Below are 20,046 nucleotides of genomic sequence, written 5' to 3' on the forward strand. Positions count from 1 at the left end.
GCTCCGGTGGGCGGGCGGGGCCGCGCTCGTCGGCGCGCTCGTCTGGCGGCTGGGCGGGGACGGGCTCGTCTCCGGGGTGGTGGGCGGCCTGCGGGCGGTGGATGCCGGCTCGGCGCTCGTCGCAATCGCCGTCGGTCTGGTGACCACGGTGTGCAGCGCGGGCCGCTGGTGCCTCGTCGCGCGCCGCCTCGGCATGCGGATCTCCCTGCCGACGGCGGTCGCCGACTGCTACCAGGCCCAGTTCCTCAACTCCGTGCTGCCCGCTGGCGTGCTCGGCGACGTGCACCGGGCCGTCCACCGCGGGCGGGAGACCGGCGACGTGGGCCGCGGCGCCCGCGCGGTCGTCATCGAACGGACGGCAGGCCTGGTCGTGCTGGCGGTGGTCGCCATGGTCGTGCTCCTCGTCCAGCCCGCGCTGCTGCGGCTGGTGGGCGGGCTCGTGCCCGTCGGCGGGTGGTGGGTCGCGGTTGCGCTGTTGGTCGCGGCCGGGGTGGTCGGGTTGGCACTGCGCGCCCGGCTGCGCCCCGCGCTGCGCACGGCCGCGGGCGACCTGCGGACCGTGCTGCGCAGCGACACCTGGCCCGGCGTGCTGGCCACGTCCGTGGTCGCGCTGGCCGGGTACCTCGTCATGTTCGTCGTCGCGGCCAGGGCCGCCGGCGCGACGGCCCCGGTTGCCGAGCTGCTGCCGCTGCTCGTGCTCGCGCTGCTCGTGATGAGCCTCCCGCTCACCGTCGGCGGCTGGGGGCCGCGGGAGGCCGTGGCGGCCGTCGGGTTCGGCGCCGTCGGGCTAGGGGCTGCACAGGGCCTTGCCGCCGCCGTCGGTTACGGGGTGCTCGGCCTGGTCGCGTGCCTGCCGGGCGCGGTGGTCCTCCTGCTGCGCCGGTTCGCACGGGGCCGGTTCGCACGGGACAGGTTGGCCGGGGGCAGGTTCGCAGGCCGGGTCACAGGTAGCCGGCGAACGACCGAACCAGGCTCGCCAGCAGATCTCGTCCTTTTCGTGCCGACGCAAGCGACGGGCGACCGACCACTCCCGACTCCGTGTACGCCTGTAGACCCCGGCTCAGCAGGTGCGGCCGATCGTCGGCCAGCCAGTCGGACTGTTCGAAATGCGGCCTGACCAGATGCGGGTGGGCGTGCAGCAGGATCGAGGTCTCCAGCTCTCCCGCGTGCATGTCGCTGAGGATCGAGGTGGCGAGGCCCGCTGCCTCGCGCGCCTCGACCCAGTCCTGCTCGCCGGGGAACAGCCCCATTCGCAGCGGCCCGAGGTTCGCCTCCTGCACGACGTTGCCGAGCACGTAGTTGCCGCCGTGCCCGTTGACGAGCACGAGTGCGGTGGCGCCCGCCGCGTGCAGGGACGCGGCCACGTCCCGCACGACGGCGGCGAGTGTGGTGGCCGAGATGCTCACCGTTCCCGGCCACGCCGCGTGCTCGTGGGAGCACGAGATGGTGATGGGCGGGAGCCGGCGCACGGGATGCGCGGCCGCTATCTCGTGCGCCAGCGTCGCGGCGATGACAGTGTCGGTGGTCAGCGGGAGGTGGGGGCCGTGCTGCTCGAAGCTGCCGATGGGCAGCAGCGCCACGGTCGCGGCGCGGTCGCGCTCGTCGAGCGTGGTGTCGGACGGGAGAAGGTCCATCACGTGGACCTTCTCACGCCACCCGAGCAGGCACGAGAGGGGCAACGGAGATGCAGGACGACCTACTCGCCGACGTCGCTGAGTCGGAGCTGGTGACGAGGCACGGCCCCTTCCGGGCCGTCGCCTTCCGGGACCGGCCCGACGGCCACGAGCATCTCGCGCTCGTGCTGGGCGAACCGGGGGGCGACGTGTTGGTACGCGTGCACTCCGAGTGCCTCACCGGCGACGTATTCGGTGCGCTGCGATGCGAATGCGGTGCACAGCTCGGTTCGGCGCTCGACGCGATCGTCGCCGAGGGTGCCGGTGTGCTTGTGTACCTGCGTGGGCACGAGGGCCGCGGGATCGGGCTCGTCGCGAAGACGCGCACGCATGTGCTGCAGGACGAGCAGGGGCTCGACACCGTCGACTCCGCCACCGCGCTCGGGTTGCCGGTGGATATCCGCGACTTCCGCCCCGCAGCGCGGGTGCTCGCCTATCTCGGGGTCCGGTCGGTCCGGCTTCTGTCGAACAACCCGGACAAGGTCGACGCCCTCACCGCGCACGGCATCGCCGTGGTCGGGCGGGTGCCGCTGCTCGAGCCGGTGGACGAGCACAACGTGCGGTACCTGACGGCCAAGCGGGACCGCCTCGGCCACGACCTGCCGCACCTGGACTCCGCGCGACCTTGAACAAACCGCGAGATCGACGTCGTCGGGAAGCACTGCCAGGGAAAGCCCGCTGACGTCGATCTCGGGCGCGGCGGGCCCCGAGCGGAACTGCGTTCATCGGCTGCCCCACGTTCATCGGCTGCCCCACATACCGAATATGCACCGTCTCGCCGATTGGGAACTGTGGAACCCTGACACACCGATCGCGCTTCCGCTCGACACCCCCGGTCGACAGGTTGCTATGCTCCCGCCCGAAATGGTCCCCCGGTTCGGGAGCCGTCCTCGGATGTGCGGCCCGGAACGCAGCTCGGAAGGCTCGACATGGCGAAGCAGACAATTGTCACACTGGTCGACGACCTCGACGGCGGTGAGGCCGAGGAGCAGGTCGAGTTCGGAGTGGACGGAAAGTCCTACGAGATCGACCTCTCTGCCTCCAACAGCAAGAAACTGCGTGAGGCGCTCGCTCCGTTCGTGGCCGCGGCCCGCCGGGCCGGTGGCGGCGGCCGTCGCCGTTCCACCGGTTCCGCAGCGGCCGCCCGGCCCGTGGTCGACCGGGAGCAGAATCAGGCGATCCGCGAATGGGCCCAGCAGCAGGGGATGAAGATCTCGGAGCGCGGCCGGATCCCGGCCACCGTGCTCGAGGCCTACCACCAGAGCCGCTGACGGTCGTCCGCCCCCCGTTCCCGGGGGGCGGTCACATCTGCGGGGCGCGATCCGTCAGGGAGATGTCGATCCGATGCGGCCGGCGCCGATGCGCGGGCCGGTCCGAGCGGTTGGAGACATCATGGAAGCCCGGATGGAAGCCCGGATGGAGAACCCCGCGATGGTGCTGCCCGGCGCCTCGACGCCATTCACGGTCCGGTGAAGGCGGCCTACAAAGGCAGCGTATCCCCGCGCACCCTCGAGCTCGTGCACTTGCGGGCGAGCCGGATCAACGGCCGCAGCGCGTGCGTCGACTCGGGGGACGGAACGCGAAGAAGTCGGGCGAGACCGAAGAGCGGCTGTGGTCGGTGGCGGCATGGCGGGAAGCCCCGTACTTCTCCGAGGCCGAACGGGCCGCACTGGCACTGGCCGAGTACGTCACGCGGATCAGTGACCGGCAGCGGGCCGACGCAGTGCCGGACGACGTCTGGGACGAGGCAGCGTCCTATTCAGGTTAGGACGAGAAGGGGATGACGGCGCTGATCCTCTGGATCGCGACCACCAACTTCTTCAACCGCCTAGAACCCCGAGCGGGTGGTGACGCCCGTGGCGACGGCGCGGTCCCGCCACCGGGCCGCCCCCGCCGGTAGGTCCGGGGCCGGGTGCCCCGGGGGAGCCGCCACCACGACGTGTGCCACCCGCCCGGCGATGCGGATGCGGGTGGCGAGCCCGACCGCGAAGCCGGCATGGCGAAGGGCGTCCGGGACCTCCAGGCCGGCCTCCGTGAGCGCGACGAGCCGCCCGCCGGGAATCAGCAGCTCGGGGACCCGGCGCCAGAACGGGCCGAGCGACTCCCGCACGCTCCCCGCGCCGTCGACCGCGAGGTTCCACGGCGGGTTGGTGACCACTGCGTCGGCAGCGGCGCCGGCGTCCCGGCCCGCTACGGCGGCGTCGGCCCGCGAGAACTCCACCGCCACCCGCGCTCGCTCCGCGTTGGCCTCGGCGTTGCGCACCCGCGCCGGGTCGGCGTCGCTTGCGCGGACCAGGGCGCCGGGATTGGCGAGTGCAGCCTCGATCGCGATCGTCCCGTCCCCGCAGAACGGGTCGAGCACGCGGGATACCGGCCCGGCGAGCCGGGCCAGTGCCGCTGCCGCGGGCGGGTGGAGTGTGCCGGGCCCGGTGTCCTGCTTGTACGCGCGCCGGTGCAGCGGTGCGGCGCCGACCCGCAGGGTGGCGACGGCGGTGTCGCCCCGGACGAAAATCCGCACCGTGAGGTCGGGGGTGCCCTCGTCGCGGCCTGCCGCCGTGCGGCGCAGGTACGTGCCCCCGACCAGCGGCGCCAAGTGCGCGCCCACGGCGTTCTCCACCGCGAACCGGTTGTAGCTGCGCCGGCCCTCGATGGTCGTCACCACGTCGACCAGGGGCGCGGCCGGCACGGGCCGCAGCCGGCGCACGCCTGCCACGCGGTCGGCCCACGGCAGCGCGGCGATCGCCCTGGCGAAGCCGGGCACGGAGTCCTTCGTGGTGCCCGCCCCGCCGACCTGCCCGACCTCGACGAAGGCGTCGTCCGCGGTGCGCAGAGCGAGAAGCGCCGCGTCGAGGACCGGCAGCTCCAGGGTGATCTCCCGGCGGGCCAGCTCCAGCCGGCCGGCCGCGGGCAGCGCCGCGCCGATCTCGTCGGCGCACAGCCACTCCAGCCCGTGCACGCAGCGGACGAGCACCCGGGCGGCGGGCGTCGCGTCTGCCATCAGGTGCTGTCCTTCTCTCCGCGGTGCCGGGGTTCCTGTTCCGGGCGTCCTGCCGATCGTTCCAGCCCCGCCATGACGCAGCCGATCTCCCCCGTCGCACGCACGGCGATCCGTCGCAAGCGGCGATAAGGTGTCCGGATGGTGCAGGACGGGGGCGCCGACGCCTCCCGACCGGTCACGATCTACGACGTGGCCCGGGCGGCGGGGGTCGCACCGTCCACTGTCTCGCGGGCCTTCTCCCGGCCGGGGCGGGTCAAGGCCGGCACCGCGGAGCGCATCCGGGAGATCGCCGTGACGCTCGGCTACCGCACGAGCCCGCTCGCCCGCGCCGTGCCGGGCGCGCCGACGCGCATGATCGCGCTGGTCGTCGCCGACATCGCGAACCCGGTGTTCGCGGCGATCGTCCGCGGAGCCCAGGAGGCCGCCGCGGAGCGCGGGTACGTGTTGCTGCTCGCCGACGCGCAGGAGGACGACCGGCAGGAGCGGGCCGCGATCGAGCGGTCGCTGCCCAGCGTCGACGGGGTGGTGCTCGCCGCCACGCGCATGTCCGACTCGGCCATCCGCATGATGTCCAAGCAGAAGCCCGTGGTGGTGCTGAACCGGTCGATCCCGGACGTCCCGTGTGTGATGCCCGACTACGCGCGCGGGCTGCGGCGCGCCGCCGAGCACCTCGGCGAGCTGGGGCACGACCGCATCACCTACGTGGCGGGCCCGGCGGCGTCGTGGGCTGACGGCATGCGCTGGCGCTCGCTGCGCGACGCGGCCGCCGGGCTGCACCTCGCCGCTCGCCGGATCGGCCCCTTCCCGCCCGACGTCGACGGCGGCGTGCTGGCGGCGGCGACCTTCGCGGCACAGCCGACGTCCGCGGTGATCGCGTACAACGACCTGCTCGCCATCGGTGTCGTCCGCGGCCTGCTGGGGATGGGCGTGCGCGTGCCCGGCGACGTGAGCGTGGTCGGCTTCGACAACATCCTCGCCGCCGAGCTCGTGACGCCCGGGCTGACGACCGTGGCGGCGCCGCTGCACACCGAAGGTGCGGAGGCCATCCGGCACCTGCTCGCCATGGTCGAGGGCGCGCCCACCCACACCGGGCAGCCGTTCGTGCTGCCGACGCGGCTGGTCGTGCGCGGATCCACCGGCCCGAGCAGTCGGATGCCCGGGCACCCGGCCGCGCGAGCCGGGACCGCGCGGGGCAACTCATGGCAACTCCTGGTCCGCAGCCGATCAGCTGAATAGGTTCCCCGGAACGTCGGCAACGCCGCCGGCGGGCTTCACCCGGACCGAGGGGACACGCCGATGGTTCGCCGTTCTCGTCTCGCCGTTCGAATCGCAACCGCAGTGGCGCTTGCGACCGCCCTCCTCGCCACTGCCGCCTGCGGAGGCTCGTCCGATCCGGGGGGCACTACCAGCGGCGCGGGGCGCACGCTCCACGTCGCCGAGGTCGTCGCGGGCCAGTTCCCTGAGGAGCAGCGTGTCTGGCAGCAGCGGATCGCGGAGAAGTTCAAGGCGGCGACCGGCGCCGACCTCGTCTTCGAGACGATGGCGAGTGCGGCCGACGAGCAGACCAAGATCCAGACGTCGGTCGTCAGCAGCACGGGGCCGGACGTCTTCGTGGTCGGGACGACGCTCGTGCCGGTCGCGTACTCGACCGGCGCCTTCGAGGTGCTGACCGACGAGGACTGGGCCGCGGTCGGCGGCCGGGAGCGGTTCTTCGCCCCGCAGCTCGCGATGTCCGGCCCGGACGCGCAGAACCAGATCGGCGTCCCGATGTCGATGCGCCCGTTCGGCCTGGTCTACAACACCGAGATGTTCGCCCAGGCCGGGATCGCCGGGCCCCCGCGGACGTGGGACGAGTTCGTGGCGACCGCGCGGGCGCTCAACCGGCCCGACCAGGGCGTCTACGGAGCGGCGCTGGACTACTCCGACGGCTTCGACCCCTGGAAGTACATCTGGACGTTCGCGCTGCAGAGTGGCGGGCGGCTGGTCAGCGACGACCTGCGCACGTCCGAGCTGGACAGCCCCGCCGTGCAGGATGCCGTGGCGCAGTACTTCGGCCTCGTCACCGAGCACGGCATCGCGAGCCCCGACTCCATCTCGTGGAAGGCGCCCCAGGCGCTCGCGGCGTTTGCGAACGGGCAGGCCGGGATGCTGGCGATGGTCACCCCGACCGCCGTGCCGGCGCTGAAGGGCTCCGCCGTCGACGGCAAGTACGCCTTCGCGCCGATGCCGACCGTGCCGTTCGGGCAGACGGCGGTGCCGGCGGGCGGGATCGCCGCCGGGACGATCGTGTCCGGCAACGACATGGCGATCACGCAGTACTCGGACAACAAGCACCTTGCGCTGCGCTACATCGAGTTGGTGACGGGCGAGGAGGAACAGGCGCACTACCACGAGGTCTTCGGCGACATCCCCGCCAACCAGGCGGCGGCCGCGACGCTCGCAAAGGACGACCCGCAGGTGCAGGCGTTCATCGACGCCGAGGAGACCGCCACCCCCACGAGCTTCACCGGAGCGTGGGGCGACGTGCAGATCGGGCTCACGAACGTCGTGACGCAGAGCCTGTCGGGCTTGGCGAACCGGACGTACGACCCGGCCGCGGTCGCGCGCCTGCTGGCCGAGGCCGACGCGACCGTGCAGCGGTCGCTGGACCGGCAGCGGCCCAACTGAGGCCTGGTCGAGATGACCGACGTGACCGATGTGACGGCGGCCGGGGCGCATGTCAAGGCCCCGGCCGGTGGCCCACCGCGCGCACCGGCGCGGGGCGGGCGGCCCGGCCACATCAGCGGACGGCCGCTGTGGCTCATGGCGCCCGGCGCGGCGCTCCTCCTCCTGGTCGTCGTGGTGCCGCTGGCGCTGGCGGTCTGGATCGGGCTGGTCGACCTCGACCAGTTCACGCTGCGCGACTGGCTCGGCGCCCCGTTCATCGGCTTCGCGAACTACCTGGAGGCCCTGCAGACGGGCGGGCTGCTGCACTCGATCTGGGTCAGCACAGCGTTCTCGGTGCTCACGACCGTGGTGATCGCTCCCATCGGCATCCTCGCCGCGCTGACGGTGCACGACCCGTTCCGCGGGCGGGCGATCGTGCGCTCGGTCTACCTCATCCCGTACGTCATCCCGTCCTTCGTCACAGCCGTGGTGTGGCGTCTGATCCTGCAGCCGGACGGCGCGCTGAACTCGATGTTGGGCGTGGTCGGGGTCGAGGGCGGCAACTGGCTCATCGGGCCGATGGCGTTCTGGAGCCTGGTGCTGGTGGACACCTGGGCGGCGTGGGCGTTCGTCTACCTGATGACGCTCGCCGGCCTGCAGACGATCCCGCAGGACGTCTACGAGGCCGCGGCCGTGGACGGCACCAACTGGTGGCAGAAGCTGCGGTTCGTGGTGCTCCCGCAGCTGCGCGGGCCGCTGACGCTCGCGCTGCTGCTCTCGACCTTGCACCACTTCAACAACTTCACGCTGCCGTTCGTGCTGTTCGGCTCGCCCGCACCCACCGAGGTGAACGTGCTGCCGCTGAACATCTACACGACCTCCTTCCAGACGTTCCGGTTCGGGCTGGGCGCCGCGATGTCGATCCTCGCGCTGGTCGTGCTGGTGATCCCGGCGATCCTCTATCTGCGGGCGGTGCGGCTGGAATCGGGCACGGGGGAAGAGCGGTGAGCCGGTCGAGTATTCGGCAGCGGATGCTGCCGCGGCCCCTGCAGGTCGTCTCGGTCGTGCTGCTGTGCGCGTTCGCGCTGGCACCCGTGGCGTTCATGCTGATCAGCTCGGTCAGCCCGGACGTCGCCGTCGCGAGCGGCGACCTCTTCCCGGACGAGCTCGCCTTCGGAAACTACGTGGAGCTGTGGTCCACGCTCCAGCTGGCGAACGGGCTCGCGAACAGCCTCGTCGTCTCGCTGTCCGCCGCGGTGCTCGCCACGGCGTTCGCCGTGGGCACGGCGTACTGCCTCGTGCGGTTCACGTTCGTGGGCAGGCGGTCGTTCCTGCGCTCGCTGCTCGGCCTGCAGACGATCCCGAGCGCCCTCCTGCTCCTGCCGCTCTTCGTCGTGTTCTTCTCGGTGGACTCCTACCTGGGCATCCAGCTCGTCGGCACGCGCACCGGCATGGTGATCACCTACCTGACGTTCGCGCTGCCGTTCGCGACCTGGGTGATGGTGACCTACCTGCGCACGATCCCGCTCTCCCTGGAGGAGGCGGGGCTGATCGACGGGCTGACCCGGTTCGGGGTGCTGTGGCGGATCGTCGTGCCGCTCGCGTTCCCCGGCATGGTGGTGGCGACGATCTTCTCGTTCCTGCTGGGCTGGAACGACGTGCTGTTCGCGAGCATCCTCTCCAGCCCCCAGACCCGCACTGCCGCGATGCAGCTGAGCGCGTTCGCGCAGTCGCAGGAGGGCGGGGCGATCCCGCTCTACGGCCAGCTCATGGGCGCGTCCGTGGTCTGCGCCGTGCCCGTGGTCGTGCTCTATCTCGTGTTCCAGCGCTACCTCGTCGGGGGACTTACCTCCGGCGGGGTCAAGGGATAGCAGTCAAAGTGGATGGCAACAGAAGGAGTACTCCGGAATGTGGACTCTCTCCGGCTTCGCCGACGAGATCTCACCCGATCTCGACGTGCAGTGCCGGGTGCTGACCGACCTGGGCATCCGCTACGCCGAGTTCCGCAGCGCGTGGAGCGTCAACGTGCTCGACCTGGACGACACTCAGCTAGAGACCGTGCGCAGCACCCTGGAGACGGCGGGCATCGGCGTGTCGTCGGTGGGGTCGCCGATCGGCAAGATCGGCGTGCTCGACGACTTCGACGCCCACCTGGTGCGGATGCGGCGGGCGGTGCACGTGGCGGAGGTGCTGCAGGCGCCCTACATCCGGATCTTCTCCTTCTTCATCCCCGACGGCGACGATCCAGCAGCCCACCGCGACGAGGTGCTGCGCCGGATGACCGCGCTCGCCGAGGTGGCGCGCGGGCACGACGTGGTGCTGCTGCACGAGAACGAGAAGGCGATCTACGGCGACGTCCCGCAGCGCTGCCTCGACATCGTCGAGTCGGTGGGGTCGCCGAACCTGCGGCTGGCGTGGGACCCGGCGAACTTCGTGCAGGTCGGGGTGAAGCCCTACTCGGAGGGGTACGCGGCGCTGCGCCCGTACACCGACTATCTGCAGGTCAAGGACGCGCTGGCGGCCGACGGCACGGTAGTGCCGGCCGGTGAGGGGGACGGGGAGGTGGAGCAGACCGTGCGGGCGCTGGTCGCCGACGGGTACGAGGGGTTCTGCTCGATGGAACCGCACCTCGCGCTGGGCGAGACGTTCGGCGGCTTCTCCGGCGAGGAGCTGTTCGGCCGGGCTACCCGCGCGTTCACCGCCATCCTGGACCGGGTCGGGGTGAGCTACCGGTGACGAGGTTCGCGCTCTTCACCGCCTCCCTGCCGGACTGGACCCCGGAGGAGGCCGTCACGCACCTCGCCGACCAGGGCTGGGACGGCGTCGAGTGGCGGGTGGTCGACCAGGCCGCAGCAGCCGAGCCGGGGTTCTGGGCCGGGAACCGCTGTACCTGGCCGCTCGCCACGCTGGAGCAGGACGTGCCGCGCATCGCGGAGATCAGCCGAGCGGCCGGCCTGGAGATCTCCGCCGTCGGCGGCTACGCGCGCTGCGACGAGACCGAGGACGTCGAGCGGCTGCTCGCGGCGACGGCGGCGCTCGGGGCCGGACGTCTGCGGGTGCGCACGCCGGCGCTGGGGGAGGCGCCCTACCCGGAGCTGTTCGAGCACGCCCGCCGCTGCTTCGCCGACGTCGCCGTGCGGGCCGCCCACCACGGCGTCAAGGTGCTGGTGGAGCTGCACCACCAGACGATCGTCTCCAGCTCCTCGGCGGCTCTGCGGCTGCTCGACGGGCTGGATCCGGCGGCGGTCGGCGTGATCCACGACATCGGCAACCTCGTCATCGAGGGCTGGGAGGAGCCGCGCGCCGGGTTGGAGATGCTCGGCGACTTCCTCGCGCACGTCCACGTGAAGAACGCGGCGTGGCGGCCCGCCGGGCAGCGCGACGACGGGACCACCGACTGGGTGCACGAGTGGGCGGAGCTGCCCGCGGGGCAGGCGGACATCCCCGGGTACCTGCGAATTCTGCGTGAGATCGGCTACCCGGGCTGGGTCACGCTGGAGGACTTCACCACCGCCCGCCCGCTTGCCGAGCGGACGGCGGCGGGGCTGGAGTACCTGCGGGCTGCGGACCGTGCGGGGGTGTCGGCATGACTCGGACTCCGGTGCGCTTCGCGGTCGTGGGCTGCGGAGTGATCGGGCGGGTGCACGCCGAGGTTCTCGCCACCGGCGAGGACAGCGCCGTCACCGTGCTCGTCGACGTCGACCGTTCGGCGGCGGAGAAGCTCGCCGAGCACCTGTCCGGGACCGTGGGCGTCGTGGCGCCGCCGGTCACGACATCGCTGGAGGAGGCGCTTGCCCGCGACGACGTGGACGCGGTGGCCGTGTGTGTGCCCAGCGGGCTCCACGCCCAGGTGTCGTTGCCCGTGCTCGAATCGGGGCGGCACCTCGTGGTGGAGAAGCCGCTGGACGTGAGCGTCGCGGCGGCCGCCCCGATCGCCGCCGCGGTGGCTGCCGCCCCGCCCGGCACGGTCGCGAGTGTGATCAGCCAGCACCGCTTCGACCCGGCGAGCGTGGCCGTGCACGAGGCCGTCGCAGCGGGCCGGTTCGGCCGGATCACCTCCGGGGTCGCCACGGTCTCCTGGTGGCGCAGCCAGGAGTACTACGACTCGGGCGACTGGCGGGGCACCTGGGAGCTCGACGGCGGCGGCGCCGTGATGAACCAGGGTGTGCACACGGTCGACCTGCTGCTGTGGTTCCTCGGCCGTCCGGTGGACGTCACGGCGCACACGGCGCTGCTCGCGCACGAGCGCATCGAGGTGGAGGACACGGTCGCCGCGGTCGTGCGGTTCGAGTCGGGTGCCCTCGCCACGCTGCACGCGACGACGGCCGCCTACCCCGGCCTGACCGTCCGGCTGCATGTCATGGGCGACGCCGGGTCCGCGGTGATCGACGACGACGAGCTGGCCTACTTCCACAGCCGCGAGCTGGCCGAGGCGGTGGCGGCGGGTGACGCGGGAGCGGGCCCGGCGGCCGCCGGGAACGGCAGGGAGAACCAGTCCGCGGCCGTGCTGGGGGAGGAGCCCGAGCAGGACGTCGCGCCCGGCACCAGCCGGATGGTGGTGGCGCACCGCAGGCAGTACCGCGACGTCCTCGACGCGATCCGCACCGGGCGGCGCCCCGGCGTCACGATCGACGACGCCATGCTCGCCCTGGCCACCGTGCAGGCGGTGTACGAGTCGGTCCGCACTGGGGGAGCGGTCCGCGTGGCGGACGTCCTCGACCGGGCCCGGACGGCTCCGTGACGGAGGAGGCACCCGCCCTGCGCCTGCATCCCGACCGGCTGCTGCCCGCCGATCCCGGCGTCCGGACGATCGCGCGGCGCCTCTACGACGCCGTGCGAGACCTGCCGATCATCTCCCCGCACGGGCACGTGGACGCCGCGGTGCTGCTCGCCGACGAGCCGTTCCGTGACCCCGCGTCGCTGCTGGTCGCCCCGGACCACTACGTGACGCGGCTGCTGCACGCGAGCGGCGTGCCGCTCGACGCGCTCGGGGTGGGCCGCGGCCCGCTCGATGAGGCGGACGCCCGGGCGGCGTGGCGGCTGCTGTGCGCGCACTGGCCGGTGTTCCGGGGCACGCCGGTCCGCTACTGGCTCGACGCGGAGCTCGCCGAGCTGTTCGACGTGGACGTGCGGCCGTCGGCGGCGACCGCGGACGCGATCTACGAACTGATCGCCGAACGGCTCGCGAAGGACACCTACCGACCGCGGGCGCTGTTCGAGCGGTTCGGCATCGAGGTGCTCGCCACCACCGACGACCCGGCCGACGACCTCGCCGCCCACGCAGCGCTGGCCGCCGACCCCACCTGGCAGGGCCGGGTGGTGCCGACCTTCCGGCCCGACCGCTACCTCGAACCGGCGGGCTCCGGGTGGGCCGGGCTCGTGGAGCGCCTCGGCGCCGTCGCCGGGGTGGGGACCGGCACGTACGTGGGGTGGGTCGCGGCGATGGAGCGGCGCCGCGAGTACTTCCGTGCGCACGGGGCTACCTCGGCGGACCACAGCCACGCCGACGTCCGCACCGATCCGCTCGACCCCGCCGACGCCGAGCGAATCTACGCGGCCGCGCTCGTCGGCACCGCGGACGCCGCAGCGTGCACCGCGCTGCGCAGGCACATGCTGCTGGAGATGGCGCGGATGTCCACGGAGGACGGGCTGGTGATGACGCTGCACCCGGGCGTCGCCCGGGGCCACCACCCGCCGACCGGCGCTGTGTTCGGCCCGGACACCGGGCACGACATCCCGCTCCGGGTGGAGTTCACGCAGGCGCTGCAGCCGCTCCTGGAGCGGTTCGGCACGCACCCCGCGTTGCACCTGGTGCTGTTCACCCTCGACGAGACCGTCTTCTCCCGGGAGATCGCCCCGCTCGCGGGCTTCTACCCGGCGGTCTACGCGGGGGCGCCGTGGTGGTTCCTCGACGCCCCCGACGCGATCCGGCGCTTCCGCGCCGCGGTCACCGAGACCGCCGGGTTCTCCCGCACGTCCGGCTTCATCGACGACACCAGGGCGTTCTGCTCCATCCCCGCGCGCCACGACATGTCCCGGCGGCTCGACTGCGGGTTCCTCGCGGGGCTGGTGGCCGAGCACCGCATGGACGAGGACGAGGCCCTCGATACGGCGGTGGCCCTGGTGACCGACCAGCCCCGGCGGGTGTTCAAGCTGCCCACCGCGCGAGTCGGGGTGTAAGTGCGTGCGAGTCGGGGCCTGAATGCGCGCGAGTCGGGGTGTAAGTGCGTGCGAGTCGTCAGGCGGTGACCTCGCCCCGCACCCGGGTGACGGAGGTGCCGCCGACCCAGATCGTGCCGTCGGCGTCGCGGTCGATCCGCACCTGCCCGTCCCGGCCCAGCGCCGTGCCCTGGTGCGCGAGGTAGGGCGCCGTCAGGTGTCCGGAACCGAGCAGCCACTGCGCGAGGCCGGCGTTGAGGCTGCCGGTCACCGGGTCCTCCGTGAGCGAGCGGCCCGCCGAGAAGAACGCCCTGACCTCGACGGCGTGCGGCGAGCCCGGCGGGTAGGGGCCGACCACCCCGATCTTGCGCTCGGAGTCGCCGGGTGTCACGTCGAGCACGGCCTGCGCCGAGTCGAGCAGGACCGACACCCAGCCCGGCCCGTTGTCGGTCCACCGGGCCTCGCGGATCGCCGCCCGCTCGATGCCCAGGACACCGGCGAGCTCCTCCTGCAGCTCGTCGTTCGCCGGCTCGTCACGGATCAGTGGCGGGGCGGCGAAGGCGAGCGACCCGTCCTCGCCCCTGCGCACCGTGACCAGCCCGGCCCCGCACTCCTGCACGACGGAACCGCCCCCGTGACCGGGGTTCGCCTGGAGCCAGGTGTGGCACGAGCCCAGCGTCGGGTGCCCGGCGAAGGGGAGCTCCTCGCTGGGGGTGAAGATCCGGACCTTGTAGTCGGCGCCCGGCACCGTCGGGGGCAGCAGGAACGTGGTCTCCGAGAAGTTCGTCCAGTTCGCGAAGCGCTGCATCTCCTCCGTGCTCAGCCCGTCGGCATCGAGCACGACCGCCAGCGGGTTGCCGGAGAACGGCCCGGCGGCGAAGACGTCAACCTCTGCGAAGGGGTACCGGCGGGCGGGTGTGATCACGTCACCTGTCATGTCCCCCAGCATCGTGATTGATCAGGCGGCGGGCCATGGCCAGTCCCCGGCCGGTGGACTGCTGCGGCGGGCTGCCAGGAGACCAGGCAGTCAAACAGAGGGCCGAGGCCGTCGCGCCGGAGGTGTGACCCCGCGTCAGGCGGCCTGGACGCGGAGCGCCGCCAGTGCCGTGCTCCACGCAACGACCTGGTCCAGCACGGCACCCACGGCCTCGATCTGGTGCGGGGCGGGGGTGAACCGCGAGTAGTTCTCGAAGTCGGTGTGCAGGGAGAGCGCTACCTGGTTGCGGACGTCGGCGACCATCAGCTCGCCCATGACCAGGCGCAGGTGCTCCACGGCGCGGGCCCCGCCGACGGCCCCGTAGCTCACGAAACCCGCTGCCTTGTTGTTCCACTCGGCGAAAAGGAAGTCGATGGCGTTCTTGAGGGCGCCGGAGGTGGAGTGGTTGTACTCAGGGGTGACGAAGACGAAGCCGTCGAAGGAGGCGATGGTGGCGGCCCAGGCCTTCGTGTGGGGGTGGGCGTACTGCCCGAGCGAGGGCGGCATCGCTTCGTCGAGGTGGGGGAGGTGGTAGTCGGCGATGTCGACGAGTTCGTACTCGGCGTCGTCGCGCTGCTTCGCGATGTCGAACACCCAGTGGGCGACGGCTTCGCCGTTGCGGCCCGGGCGGGTGCTTCCGATGATGATCGCGATCCTGGTCATGCGGTGCTCCTCGGCGTGCGAATTCTGTCGGGTAGGGGAGGGCGGGTAGGGGTCAGAGGGGGTAGGGGCCGAATCGCGCCACGGCGACGGCCAGCGCGAGCAGGCCGAGCACCAGCGGCGGTGTGACCGCGGCGTTCTCGCCGCGGCGGATGTGGGTGACGACGGCGCCGACCATGATCAGGAACAGGCCGATCCCGGCCAGGGGCGTCAGCACGGTCGCCACGCCGAGGGCCCCGGGCAGGACGAGACCGAGGGCCCCGAGCACCTCGGCTGCCGCGATCGCCTTCACGGCCGGCTCGGAGAAGTCGTTCACCCATGCCATGCCGCTTCCGCTGTCGATCAGCCGCTTGCGCGGCGTCACCAGCTTCATGCCGCCTGCACCGAGGAAGGCCAGGGCCAGGAGGCCCTGCACGATCCACAACGTGATCTCCACAGCTGCTCCCAACGAGAGTGGGTTGGCTTGAGATTTCAAGTCAACTCGTGGGACCACCGTAGCACTTTCACTTGAATACTCAAGTCAGCCGGTAGGCTGGGCGTTGTGACGTCCAACGAGGAGTCCGAGCCGCGCTGGTTGAGCGGTTCCGAGCTGCTGTCCTGGATGCGGTTCAGCGGGATGCTGCTGAAGCTGCACAGCGCCCTGGACGCCGAGCTGCAACGGGAGGCCGGGCTGTCGTTCTTCACCTACCTCGTGCTCGCGGGGCTCTCCGAGGCGCCCGATCGCACCTTGCGCATGAGCGACCTCGCGGTGCTCGCCAACGGCTCGCTCTCCCGGCTCTCGCACGCCGTCGCAAAGCTGGAGCGCCGCGGCTGGGTGCGGCGCCACCCGTGCCCCGAGGACGGCCGCATCACCCTCGCCACGCTCACCGACGCCGGGCTGGACAAGATCCGTGAGAGCGCACCGGCGCACGTCGAGTCGGTCCGGCGCCTCGTCATCGACGTGCTGAACGAGGACCAGCTACGGCAGCTCGGTGAAATCTCGGCGCTCCTGCTCTCCTGCGACGGGGAGCGGTTCGTGATACGCGAGCGGCGGTACTCGGGCTGAGCCGAGCCCCGGGGCCGCTCCCGGTGCTCGCCGTGCCCTTCGGGGCTGCTCGGGAGTGGTCGGCGGTAGCCTCGGGCGTCGAGCGAGGGGAGAGCCGGTGACCGCGCCGGTGACCGTGGACGTGCCGCCCTGGATCGTCGAGCGGCTGCGGGCGGTGTGCCTCGGCCTGCCGGAGACCTACGAGGAGCGGGCCTGGGTGGGGACGCGCTGGTGCGTGCGCAGGAAGAACTTCGCCCACGTCCTCAGGGTCGACGCCGGGTGGCCGCCCGCGTACGCCCGGGCTGCCGGCACGGGCGGGCCGTGCAACGTGCTGACGTTCCGGTCGGCCGGCCCCGAGCTGGACGTGCTCGGCAGCAGCGGCCATCCGTTCTTCCGCCCGATGTGGGCGCCCGGACTGGTCGGCATGCTCCTCGACGACGGTCCCGAGGACGGTGGCGACCCGGACTGGACCGAGGTGGCCGAGCTGCTGACCGAGAGCTACTGCGTGCTGGCGCCGCGAAAGCTCGTGGAACTGGTCGACCGCCCGCAGGGCTGACCGCGGACGTCGGCGCCGCGGGAGCGAGCGCTCAGTCGGCGCGTGGCAGGCGGGCGCGTACCCACTCCGCGACCGCGCGGACGGTTTCCTCCAGTGGTCGCGCGGTGGTGTCGAGCAGCTCGACCGGCGGGTCGAGGGCCCCCGCGCTGCGGCGGAGCCAGTCGTTGAACTCCAGCGTCTCCGCGATGCGCTCCCCGTCCCAGCCCCGCCAGGCCGGGCGGGCGCGCAGCCGCGGCGCCAGCACCTCGGAGTCGCACACGAGCGCGAGGTAGTGGACGTCGCCGACGAACGCCCGCTCCGGGCGGCGCTCGAGCTGGGCCGGAACCACCGTCCCGACCAGCACGACCGGGCGCCCGCTCTGGTGGATCATCGCGGCCATCCGGAGCCACGTGGAGCGGAACCGCCCGAAGTCGTCGGCCGGGTCCTGGAGCCCGGCCGTCCAGAGCACGTCCTGCTCGACGACGACGGCCAGGCCGTCGAGCTCATCGGCAAGCAGGCGCGCGACGGTGGACTTGCCGGTGCCGCTCGGCCCCGTGAGGGAGAAGAGCGGCAGCCGGCGGAACGGCTGCCGGTGGCCACACGCGGCGCAGACCAGCACCGGGCCGTCGGGCGCGACCACCGGTGGCGCGAAGCGGGTGCCGCAGCCGACGCAGATCTGCAGGTCCACCGGCGCCGGGTGGCCGATCAGCCGAACAGCTCGTCGAGGAAGCCCTTGCGGCGCTTGTGGCCGTGGTGGCCGCCGTGGTGCCCGTAGGGCGGGGGCGAGTCGTTGTAGTGGCCTCCGTGCTGTGGCGCGCCGTAGGGCGGGGGGGAGTCGGAGTAGTGCCCGCCGTGAGAGCGCGCCCCGTACGGCGGCGGCGAGTCCCCGCGGTAGGGCGTGGGCGCGCCGTAGAAGCCCTGCTCGGCGCTGGCGATCTGCTCGAGCTCGCCCCGGTCGAGGAAGATCCCCCGGCACCCCTGGCACTGCTCGATGCTGACGCCCCGCCGCTCGACGGTGTGCATACGACTCTGACACTTCGGACAGATCACCCAGCAAGCGTACCGGCCCGCCGTGCTGTGCCGCACGTGGCCGCATGCGCATGCGATGCATATGTGGAACGGTTGGTGCAGGCGGAAATGATGGCCGATGGGCCGGCATGCCGATCGGCGCCGCGGTCTCCAGGACGCCGGCTCGGGCGGCTCCGGGCGGCACCGCGTGCGCGACGGGCGCGGGCATTAGCCTCGGCCCGCGTACGGTCGGCCGGTGACCACCGGCACCAGCGCCCCCGTGGACGGTTTCCGCCTCGCCTACGACCGCACCGGCGGCGGGCCGCCCGTGGTGGTGCTGCACGGCTGGCCCGGCGACCGCACCGACTTCGCCGACGTCACTGCCCGGCTCGGCGCTCAGCAGAGGGCCGACGTGATCGCCCCTGACCTGCGCGGCTTCGGCGAGTCGGGCAAGCACGCCTGCGACCCCGCGGCGTACGCGGCAGCAGGGCAGGCCCGAAGCGTCGTCGGGCTGATGGACGAGCTCGGCGTGGACCGGGCGGTGCTCGCCGGCTACGACATCGGCAGCCGGATCGCCCAGACCGTCGCGCGGGAGCACCCGGACCGGGTGGCAGCGCTCGTGATCAGCCCGCCGGTCCCCGGCGCGGGCCGCCGGGTGCTCGAGCCGGACATCCAGCGGGAGTACTGGTACCAGTCGTTCCACCGGCTCGCGCTCGCCGAGGAGCTGCTCGACGGCCGCCCGGACGCTGTGCGGTCGTACCTCCGCCATTTCTGGACGCACTGGTCGGGGCCCGCGTTCAGCCCGTCGCAGGAGCTGCTCGACCACCTCACCGGCCACTACGCCGCACCCGGGGCCTTCACCGCCTCGGTCGGCTGGTACCGCGCGGGTTCGGGCACGGCCACGCTCGCGCTCACCGAGCAACCGCCGCCGGAACCTCTCGCCGTGCCGGCGACGGTGCTGTGGCCGGAGCACGACCCCCTCTTCCCGCGGGCGTGGGCCGACCGGCTCGGCGAATGGTTCGCCGCCGCCGAGCTGCGACACGTCGAGGGCATCGGGCACTTCTGCCCGGTGGAGGCCCCGGACGTGACGGCAGCGGCGATCGAGACCGCACTCACGGTCGCGTTCGAGGCCTGAGCCGGCGGTGCCCGGGGAAGGGCTGGGAATGCCGGGGAATGTCGGTGCGGCCTGACATGCTGCGGCGATGAGTGGAGGCGCCTCGGCCGACGCGCTGCTCCCGCCGTCGGTCGTCGAGGACCTGGTGCGCTGCCTCACCGCCGCTGAGCCGGAGCGGCCGCTGCCCGCGCTGCGGTCGGGTGCCGCGGCTGTCTCCGGGCGGGCGCTCGCCGATCGGGTCCGGATCGTCCGCGACGCACTGCTCGCCGACCTGCCGCCGGGTTACCCGGCGTTCGCCGCCGCGGTCCGGGCTGCGCTCGCGGAACCCGGCTTCAGCGGCTGGATGACGTGGCCCGTAACCGAGGCGGTCGCGGTCCGCGCGCTCGACGACGGCACGCCCGCGGCCTTCGACGACGGGCTCGCGCTGCTCGCCGAGCTGACCCCACGGCTCACCGCGGAGTTCGGGATCCGCTCGTTCCTGGCTGCCGACCTCGACCGCGCGCTCGTCGCCGCCCTGTCCTGGACCGGGTGCGCCGACGAGCACGTCCGCAGGCTCGCCAGCGAGGGCACCCGGCCCCGCCTGCCCTGGGCCCGCCGCGTGCGGGAGCTGCTCGACCGGCCCGAGGCCACCATCCCGATCCTCGACGCCCTGCACCGCGACCCGTCGGAGACCGTGCGCCGCTCAGTGGCCAACCATCTCAACGACGTGAGCCACAGCCACCCGGCGCTGGCCACCGCCACCGCGGCCCGGTGGCTCGCCGGCCCAGCCGACCCCCGCACCTCCCGGCTCGTCCGCCACGCGCTGCGCACCCTGGTCAAGCGCGGCGACCCCGAGGCGCTGCGGCTGCTCGGCTTCACCGACGCCACGCAGGTCGTCGTGCACGGGCCGCAGCTCGCCGCCGACGTCGTGCCGTCCGGGGGCGAGCTGTGGTTCGACGCCACCGTGGAGAACCGCGGGCCCGAGCCCGCCACGCTCGCGATCGACTACGTCGTGCACTTTCGCAAGGCCGACGGCTCGCTCGCGCCGAAGGTCTTCAAGCTCGCCACCCGCACGCTGGGTCCGGGCGGATCCGCGGCGTTCACCCGCCGCCAGTCCTTCGCCCCCGTCACCACACGCGTCCACTACCCCGGCGAGCACGCCATCGAGCTGCAGGTCAACGGTGTGCGGCACGGCCGCGCGACGTTCCGGCTCGACGCCGAGCGGCTCGGCGGGTAGGGCCGAACGAGACAGCTGCGCGAGACAGCCGAGAAGA

The 20,046-nt window shown here is 72.9% G+C and carries 22 protein-coding genes and 1 pseudogene; 16 read left to right on the forward strand and 7 right to left on the reverse strand.

Annotation, left to right across the window (positions count from 1 at the left end):
- Window positions 1-76: 76 nt before the first annotated feature.
- Window positions 77-787: pseudogene (locus ABD143_RS10395) on the forward strand (lysylphosphatidylglycerol synthase transmembrane domain-containing protein); the annotation flags it as partial.
- Window positions 788-941: 154 nt separating this feature from the next.
- Here ABD143_RS10395 and ABD143_RS10400 read toward each other — a convergent pair.
- Window positions 942-1,634: a creatininase family protein gene (locus ABD143_RS10400; RefSeq protein WP_343974918.1), complete on the reverse strand. Its 693-nt coding sequence runs from the start codon at window positions 1,632-1,634 to the stop codon at window positions 942-944.
- A 50-nt stretch (window positions 1,635-1,684) separates the two neighbouring features.
- On the opposite strand from ABD143_RS10400, the gene ABD143_RS10405 reads away from it, so the two are divergent.
- The 3 genes from ABD143_RS10405 (at window position 1,685) to ABD143_RS10415 (ending at window position 3,441) form a co-directional block, all read left to right on the forward strand.
- The gene (locus ABD143_RS10405) at window positions 1,685-2,302 is read left to right on the forward strand and encodes a GTP cyclohydrolase II (protein WP_343974921.1); all 618 of its coding nucleotides are present in this window, start codon (window positions 1,685-1,687) and stop codon (window positions 2,300-2,302) included.
- Between the two features lie 300 nt (window positions 2,303-2,602).
- The gene (locus ABD143_RS10410) at window positions 2,603-2,944 is read left to right on the forward strand and encodes a histone-like nucleoid-structuring protein Lsr2 (RefSeq protein ID WP_343974924.1); all 342 of its coding nucleotides are present in this window, start codon (window positions 2,603-2,605) and stop codon (window positions 2,942-2,944) included.
- 284 nt (window positions 2,945-3,228) lie between these two features.
- Window positions 3,229-3,441, forward strand: a complete 213-nt coding sequence (locus tag ABD143_RS10415; RefSeq protein WP_343974927.1) for a carboxymuconolactone decarboxylase family protein — start codon at window positions 3,229-3,231, stop codon at window positions 3,439-3,441.
- A 60-nt stretch (window positions 3,442-3,501) separates the two neighbouring features.
- On the opposite strand, the gene ABD143_RS10420 is transcribed toward ABD143_RS10415, so the two are convergent.
- Entirely contained in the window at window positions 3,502-4,671 is a 1,170-nt protein-coding gene (locus tag ABD143_RS10420; protein ID WP_343974930.1) for a methyltransferase, read from the reverse strand.
- A gap of 138 nt (window positions 4,672-4,809) precedes the next feature.
- On the opposite strand from ABD143_RS10420, the gene ABD143_RS10425 reads away from it, so the two are divergent.
- From ABD143_RS10425 to uxaC, 8 genes are all read left to right on the forward strand, one after another.
- The gene (locus ABD143_RS10425) at window positions 4,810-5,907 is read left to right on the forward strand and encodes a LacI family DNA-binding transcriptional regulator (protein ID WP_343974933.1); all 1,098 of its coding nucleotides are present in this window, start codon (window positions 4,810-4,812) and stop codon (window positions 5,905-5,907) included.
- Window positions 5,908-6,009: 102 nt separating this feature from the next.
- Entirely contained in the window at window positions 6,010-7,338 is a 1,329-nt protein-coding gene (locus tag ABD143_RS10430; RefSeq protein WP_343974936.1) for an extracellular solute-binding protein, read from the forward strand.
- Between the two features lie 21 nt (window positions 7,339-7,359).
- Complete coding sequence (locus ABD143_RS10435; RefSeq protein WP_343974939.1) at window positions 7,360-8,325, forward strand: carbohydrate ABC transporter permease; 966 nt, start codon at window positions 7,360-7,362, stop codon at window positions 8,323-8,325.
- A 23-nt stretch (window positions 8,326-8,348) separates the two neighbouring features.
- Entirely contained in the window at window positions 8,349-9,188 is an 840-nt protein-coding gene (locus ABD143_RS10440; RefSeq protein ID WP_343974942.1) for a carbohydrate ABC transporter permease, read from the forward strand.
- A gap of 37 nt (window positions 9,189-9,225) precedes the next feature.
- Complete coding sequence (locus tag ABD143_RS10445; RefSeq protein WP_343974945.1) at window positions 9,226-10,053, forward strand: sugar phosphate isomerase/epimerase family protein; 828 nt, start codon at window positions 9,226-9,228, stop codon at window positions 10,051-10,053.
- Window positions 10,050-10,907, forward strand: a complete 858-nt coding sequence (locus ABD143_RS10450; RefSeq protein ID WP_343974948.1) for a sugar phosphate isomerase/epimerase family protein — start codon at window positions 10,050-10,052, stop codon at window positions 10,905-10,907. The genes ABD143_RS10445 and ABD143_RS10450 overlap by 4 nt, the downstream gene beginning before the upstream one ends.
- Window positions 10,904-12,058, forward strand: coding sequence for a Gfo/Idh/MocA family protein (locus ABD143_RS10455; protein WP_343974951.1), 1,155 nt, complete (start codon window positions 10,904-10,906; stop codon window positions 12,056-12,058). Before ABD143_RS10450 ends, ABD143_RS10455 begins: the two co-directional genes overlap by 4 nt.
- Window positions 12,055-13,497 carry a glucuronate isomerase gene (uxaC, locus tag ABD143_RS10460; RefSeq protein WP_343974954.1) on the forward strand — a complete coding sequence of 481 codons (1,443 nt, stop codon included), beginning with the start codon at window positions 12,055-12,057 and terminating at the stop codon, window positions 13,495-13,497. The genes ABD143_RS10455 and uxaC overlap by 4 nt, the downstream gene beginning before the upstream one ends.
- A gap of 58 nt (window positions 13,498-13,555) precedes the next feature.
- On the opposite strand, the gene ABD143_RS10465 is transcribed toward uxaC, so the two are convergent.
- From ABD143_RS10465 to ABD143_RS10475, 3 genes are all read right to left on the reverse strand, one after another.
- Window positions 13,556-14,413 carry a PhzF family phenazine biosynthesis protein gene (locus tag ABD143_RS10465; protein ID WP_343974957.1) on the reverse strand — a complete coding sequence of 286 codons (858 nt, stop codon included), beginning with the start codon at window positions 14,411-14,413 and terminating at the stop codon, window positions 13,556-13,558.
- Between the two features lie 135 nt (window positions 14,414-14,548).
- Window positions 14,549-15,115, reverse strand: a complete 567-nt coding sequence (locus ABD143_RS10470) for an NADPH-dependent FMN reductase (RefSeq protein WP_343974960.1) — start codon at window positions 15,113-15,115, stop codon at window positions 14,549-14,551.
- A 52-nt stretch (window positions 15,116-15,167) separates the two neighbouring features.
- On the reverse strand, window positions 15,168-15,548 hold the full coding sequence (locus ABD143_RS10475) for a DoxX family protein (protein ID WP_343974963.1): 381 nt from the start codon (window positions 15,546-15,548) through the stop codon (window positions 15,168-15,170).
- 105 nt (window positions 15,549-15,653) lie between these two features.
- Here ABD143_RS10475 and ABD143_RS10480 point away from each other — a divergent pair, with 105 nt between their 5' ends.
- A complete protein-coding gene (locus ABD143_RS10480; RefSeq protein WP_343974966.1) occupies window positions 15,654-16,157 on the forward strand; it encodes a MarR family winged helix-turn-helix transcriptional regulator in 504 nt (167 codons plus the stop codon).
- A gap of 97 nt (window positions 16,158-16,254) precedes the next feature.
- Window positions 16,255-16,692, forward strand: coding sequence for an MmcQ/YjbR family DNA-binding protein (locus tag ABD143_RS10485; protein ID WP_343974969.1), 438 nt, complete (start codon window positions 16,255-16,257; stop codon window positions 16,690-16,692).
- A 31-nt stretch (window positions 16,693-16,723) separates the two neighbouring features.
- Here ABD143_RS10485 and ABD143_RS10490 read toward each other — a convergent pair whose 3' ends face one another.
- Together ABD143_RS10490 and ABD143_RS10495 are read right to left on the reverse strand one after the other, a co-directional pair.
- Window positions 16,724-17,359 (reverse strand): P-loop nucleotide/nucleoside kinase family protein, encoded by a 636-nt coding sequence (locus ABD143_RS10490; RefSeq protein WP_343974972.1) that lies wholly within the window; start codon window positions 17,357-17,359, stop codon window positions 16,724-16,726.
- Window positions 17,360-17,376: 17 nt separating this feature from the next.
- Window positions 17,377-17,721 carry a TFIIB-type zinc ribbon-containing protein gene (locus tag ABD143_RS10495; RefSeq protein WP_343974975.1) on the reverse strand — a complete coding sequence of 115 codons (345 nt, stop codon included), beginning with the start codon at window positions 17,719-17,721 and terminating at the stop codon, window positions 17,377-17,379.
- A gap of 214 nt (window positions 17,722-17,935) precedes the next feature.
- Between ABD143_RS10495 and ABD143_RS10500 the strand changes: the two genes are divergently transcribed.
- Together ABD143_RS10500 and ABD143_RS10505 are read left to right on the forward strand one after the other, a co-directional pair.
- The gene (locus tag ABD143_RS10500; protein WP_343974978.1) at window positions 17,936-18,814 is read left to right on the forward strand and encodes an alpha/beta fold hydrolase; all 879 of its coding nucleotides are present in this window, start codon (window positions 17,936-17,938) and stop codon (window positions 18,812-18,814) included.
- Window positions 18,815-18,881: 67 nt separating this feature from the next.
- The gene (locus tag ABD143_RS10505) at window positions 18,882-20,009 is read left to right on the forward strand and encodes a DNA alkylation repair protein (RefSeq protein ID WP_343974983.1); all 1,128 of its coding nucleotides are present in this window, start codon (window positions 18,882-18,884) and stop codon (window positions 20,007-20,009) included.
- Window positions 20,010-20,046 lie beyond the last annotated feature (37 nt).

Source organism: Pseudonocardia aurantiaca (assembly GCF_039526725.1).
GTDB classification, from domain to species: Bacteria; Actinomycetota; Actinomycetes; order Mycobacteriales; family Pseudonocardiaceae; genus Pseudonocardia; species Pseudonocardia aurantiaca.

Coding starts and splice junctions, on each gene's coding strand:
- ABD143_RS10400 (WP_343974918.1), bottom strand. CDS start 1,634: ATGGACCTTCTCCCGTCCGACACCACGCTCGACGAGCGCGACCGCGCC.
- ABD143_RS10405 (WP_343974921.1), top strand. CDS start 1,685: ATGCAGGACGACCTACTCGCCGACGTCGCTGAGTCGGAGCTGGTGACG.
- ABD143_RS10410 (WP_343974924.1), top strand. CDS start 2,603: ATGGCGAAGCAGACAATTGTCACACTGGTCGACGACCTCGACGGCGGT.
- ABD143_RS10420 (WP_343974930.1), bottom strand. CDS start 4,671: ATGGCAGACGCGACGCCCGCCGCCCGGGTGCTCGTCCGCTGCGTGCAC.
- ABD143_RS10425 (WP_343974933.1), top strand. CDS start 4,810: ATGGTGCAGGACGGGGGCGCCGACGCCTCCCGACCGGTCACGATCTAC.
- ABD143_RS10440 (WP_343974942.1), top strand. CDS start 8,349: ATGCTGCCGCGGCCCCTGCAGGTCGTCTCGGTCGTGCTGCTGTGCGCG.
- ABD143_RS10445 (WP_343974945.1), top strand. CDS start 9,226: ATGTGGACTCTCTCCGGCTTCGCCGACGAGATCTCACCCGATCTCGAC.
- ABD143_RS10455 (WP_343974951.1), top strand. CDS start 10,904: ATGACTCGGACTCCGGTGCGCTTCGCGGTCGTGGGCTGCGGAGTGATC.
- ABD143_RS10465 (WP_343974957.1), bottom strand. CDS start 14,413: ATGACAGGTGACGTGATCACACCCGCCCGCCGGTACCCCTTCGCAGAG.
- ABD143_RS10470 (WP_343974960.1), bottom strand. CDS start 15,115: ATGACCAGGATCGCGATCATCATCGGAAGCACCCGCCCGGGCCGCAAC.
- ABD143_RS10505 (WP_343974983.1), top strand. CDS start 18,882: ATGAGTGGAGGCGCCTCGGCCGACGCGCTGCTCCCGCCGTCGGTCGTC.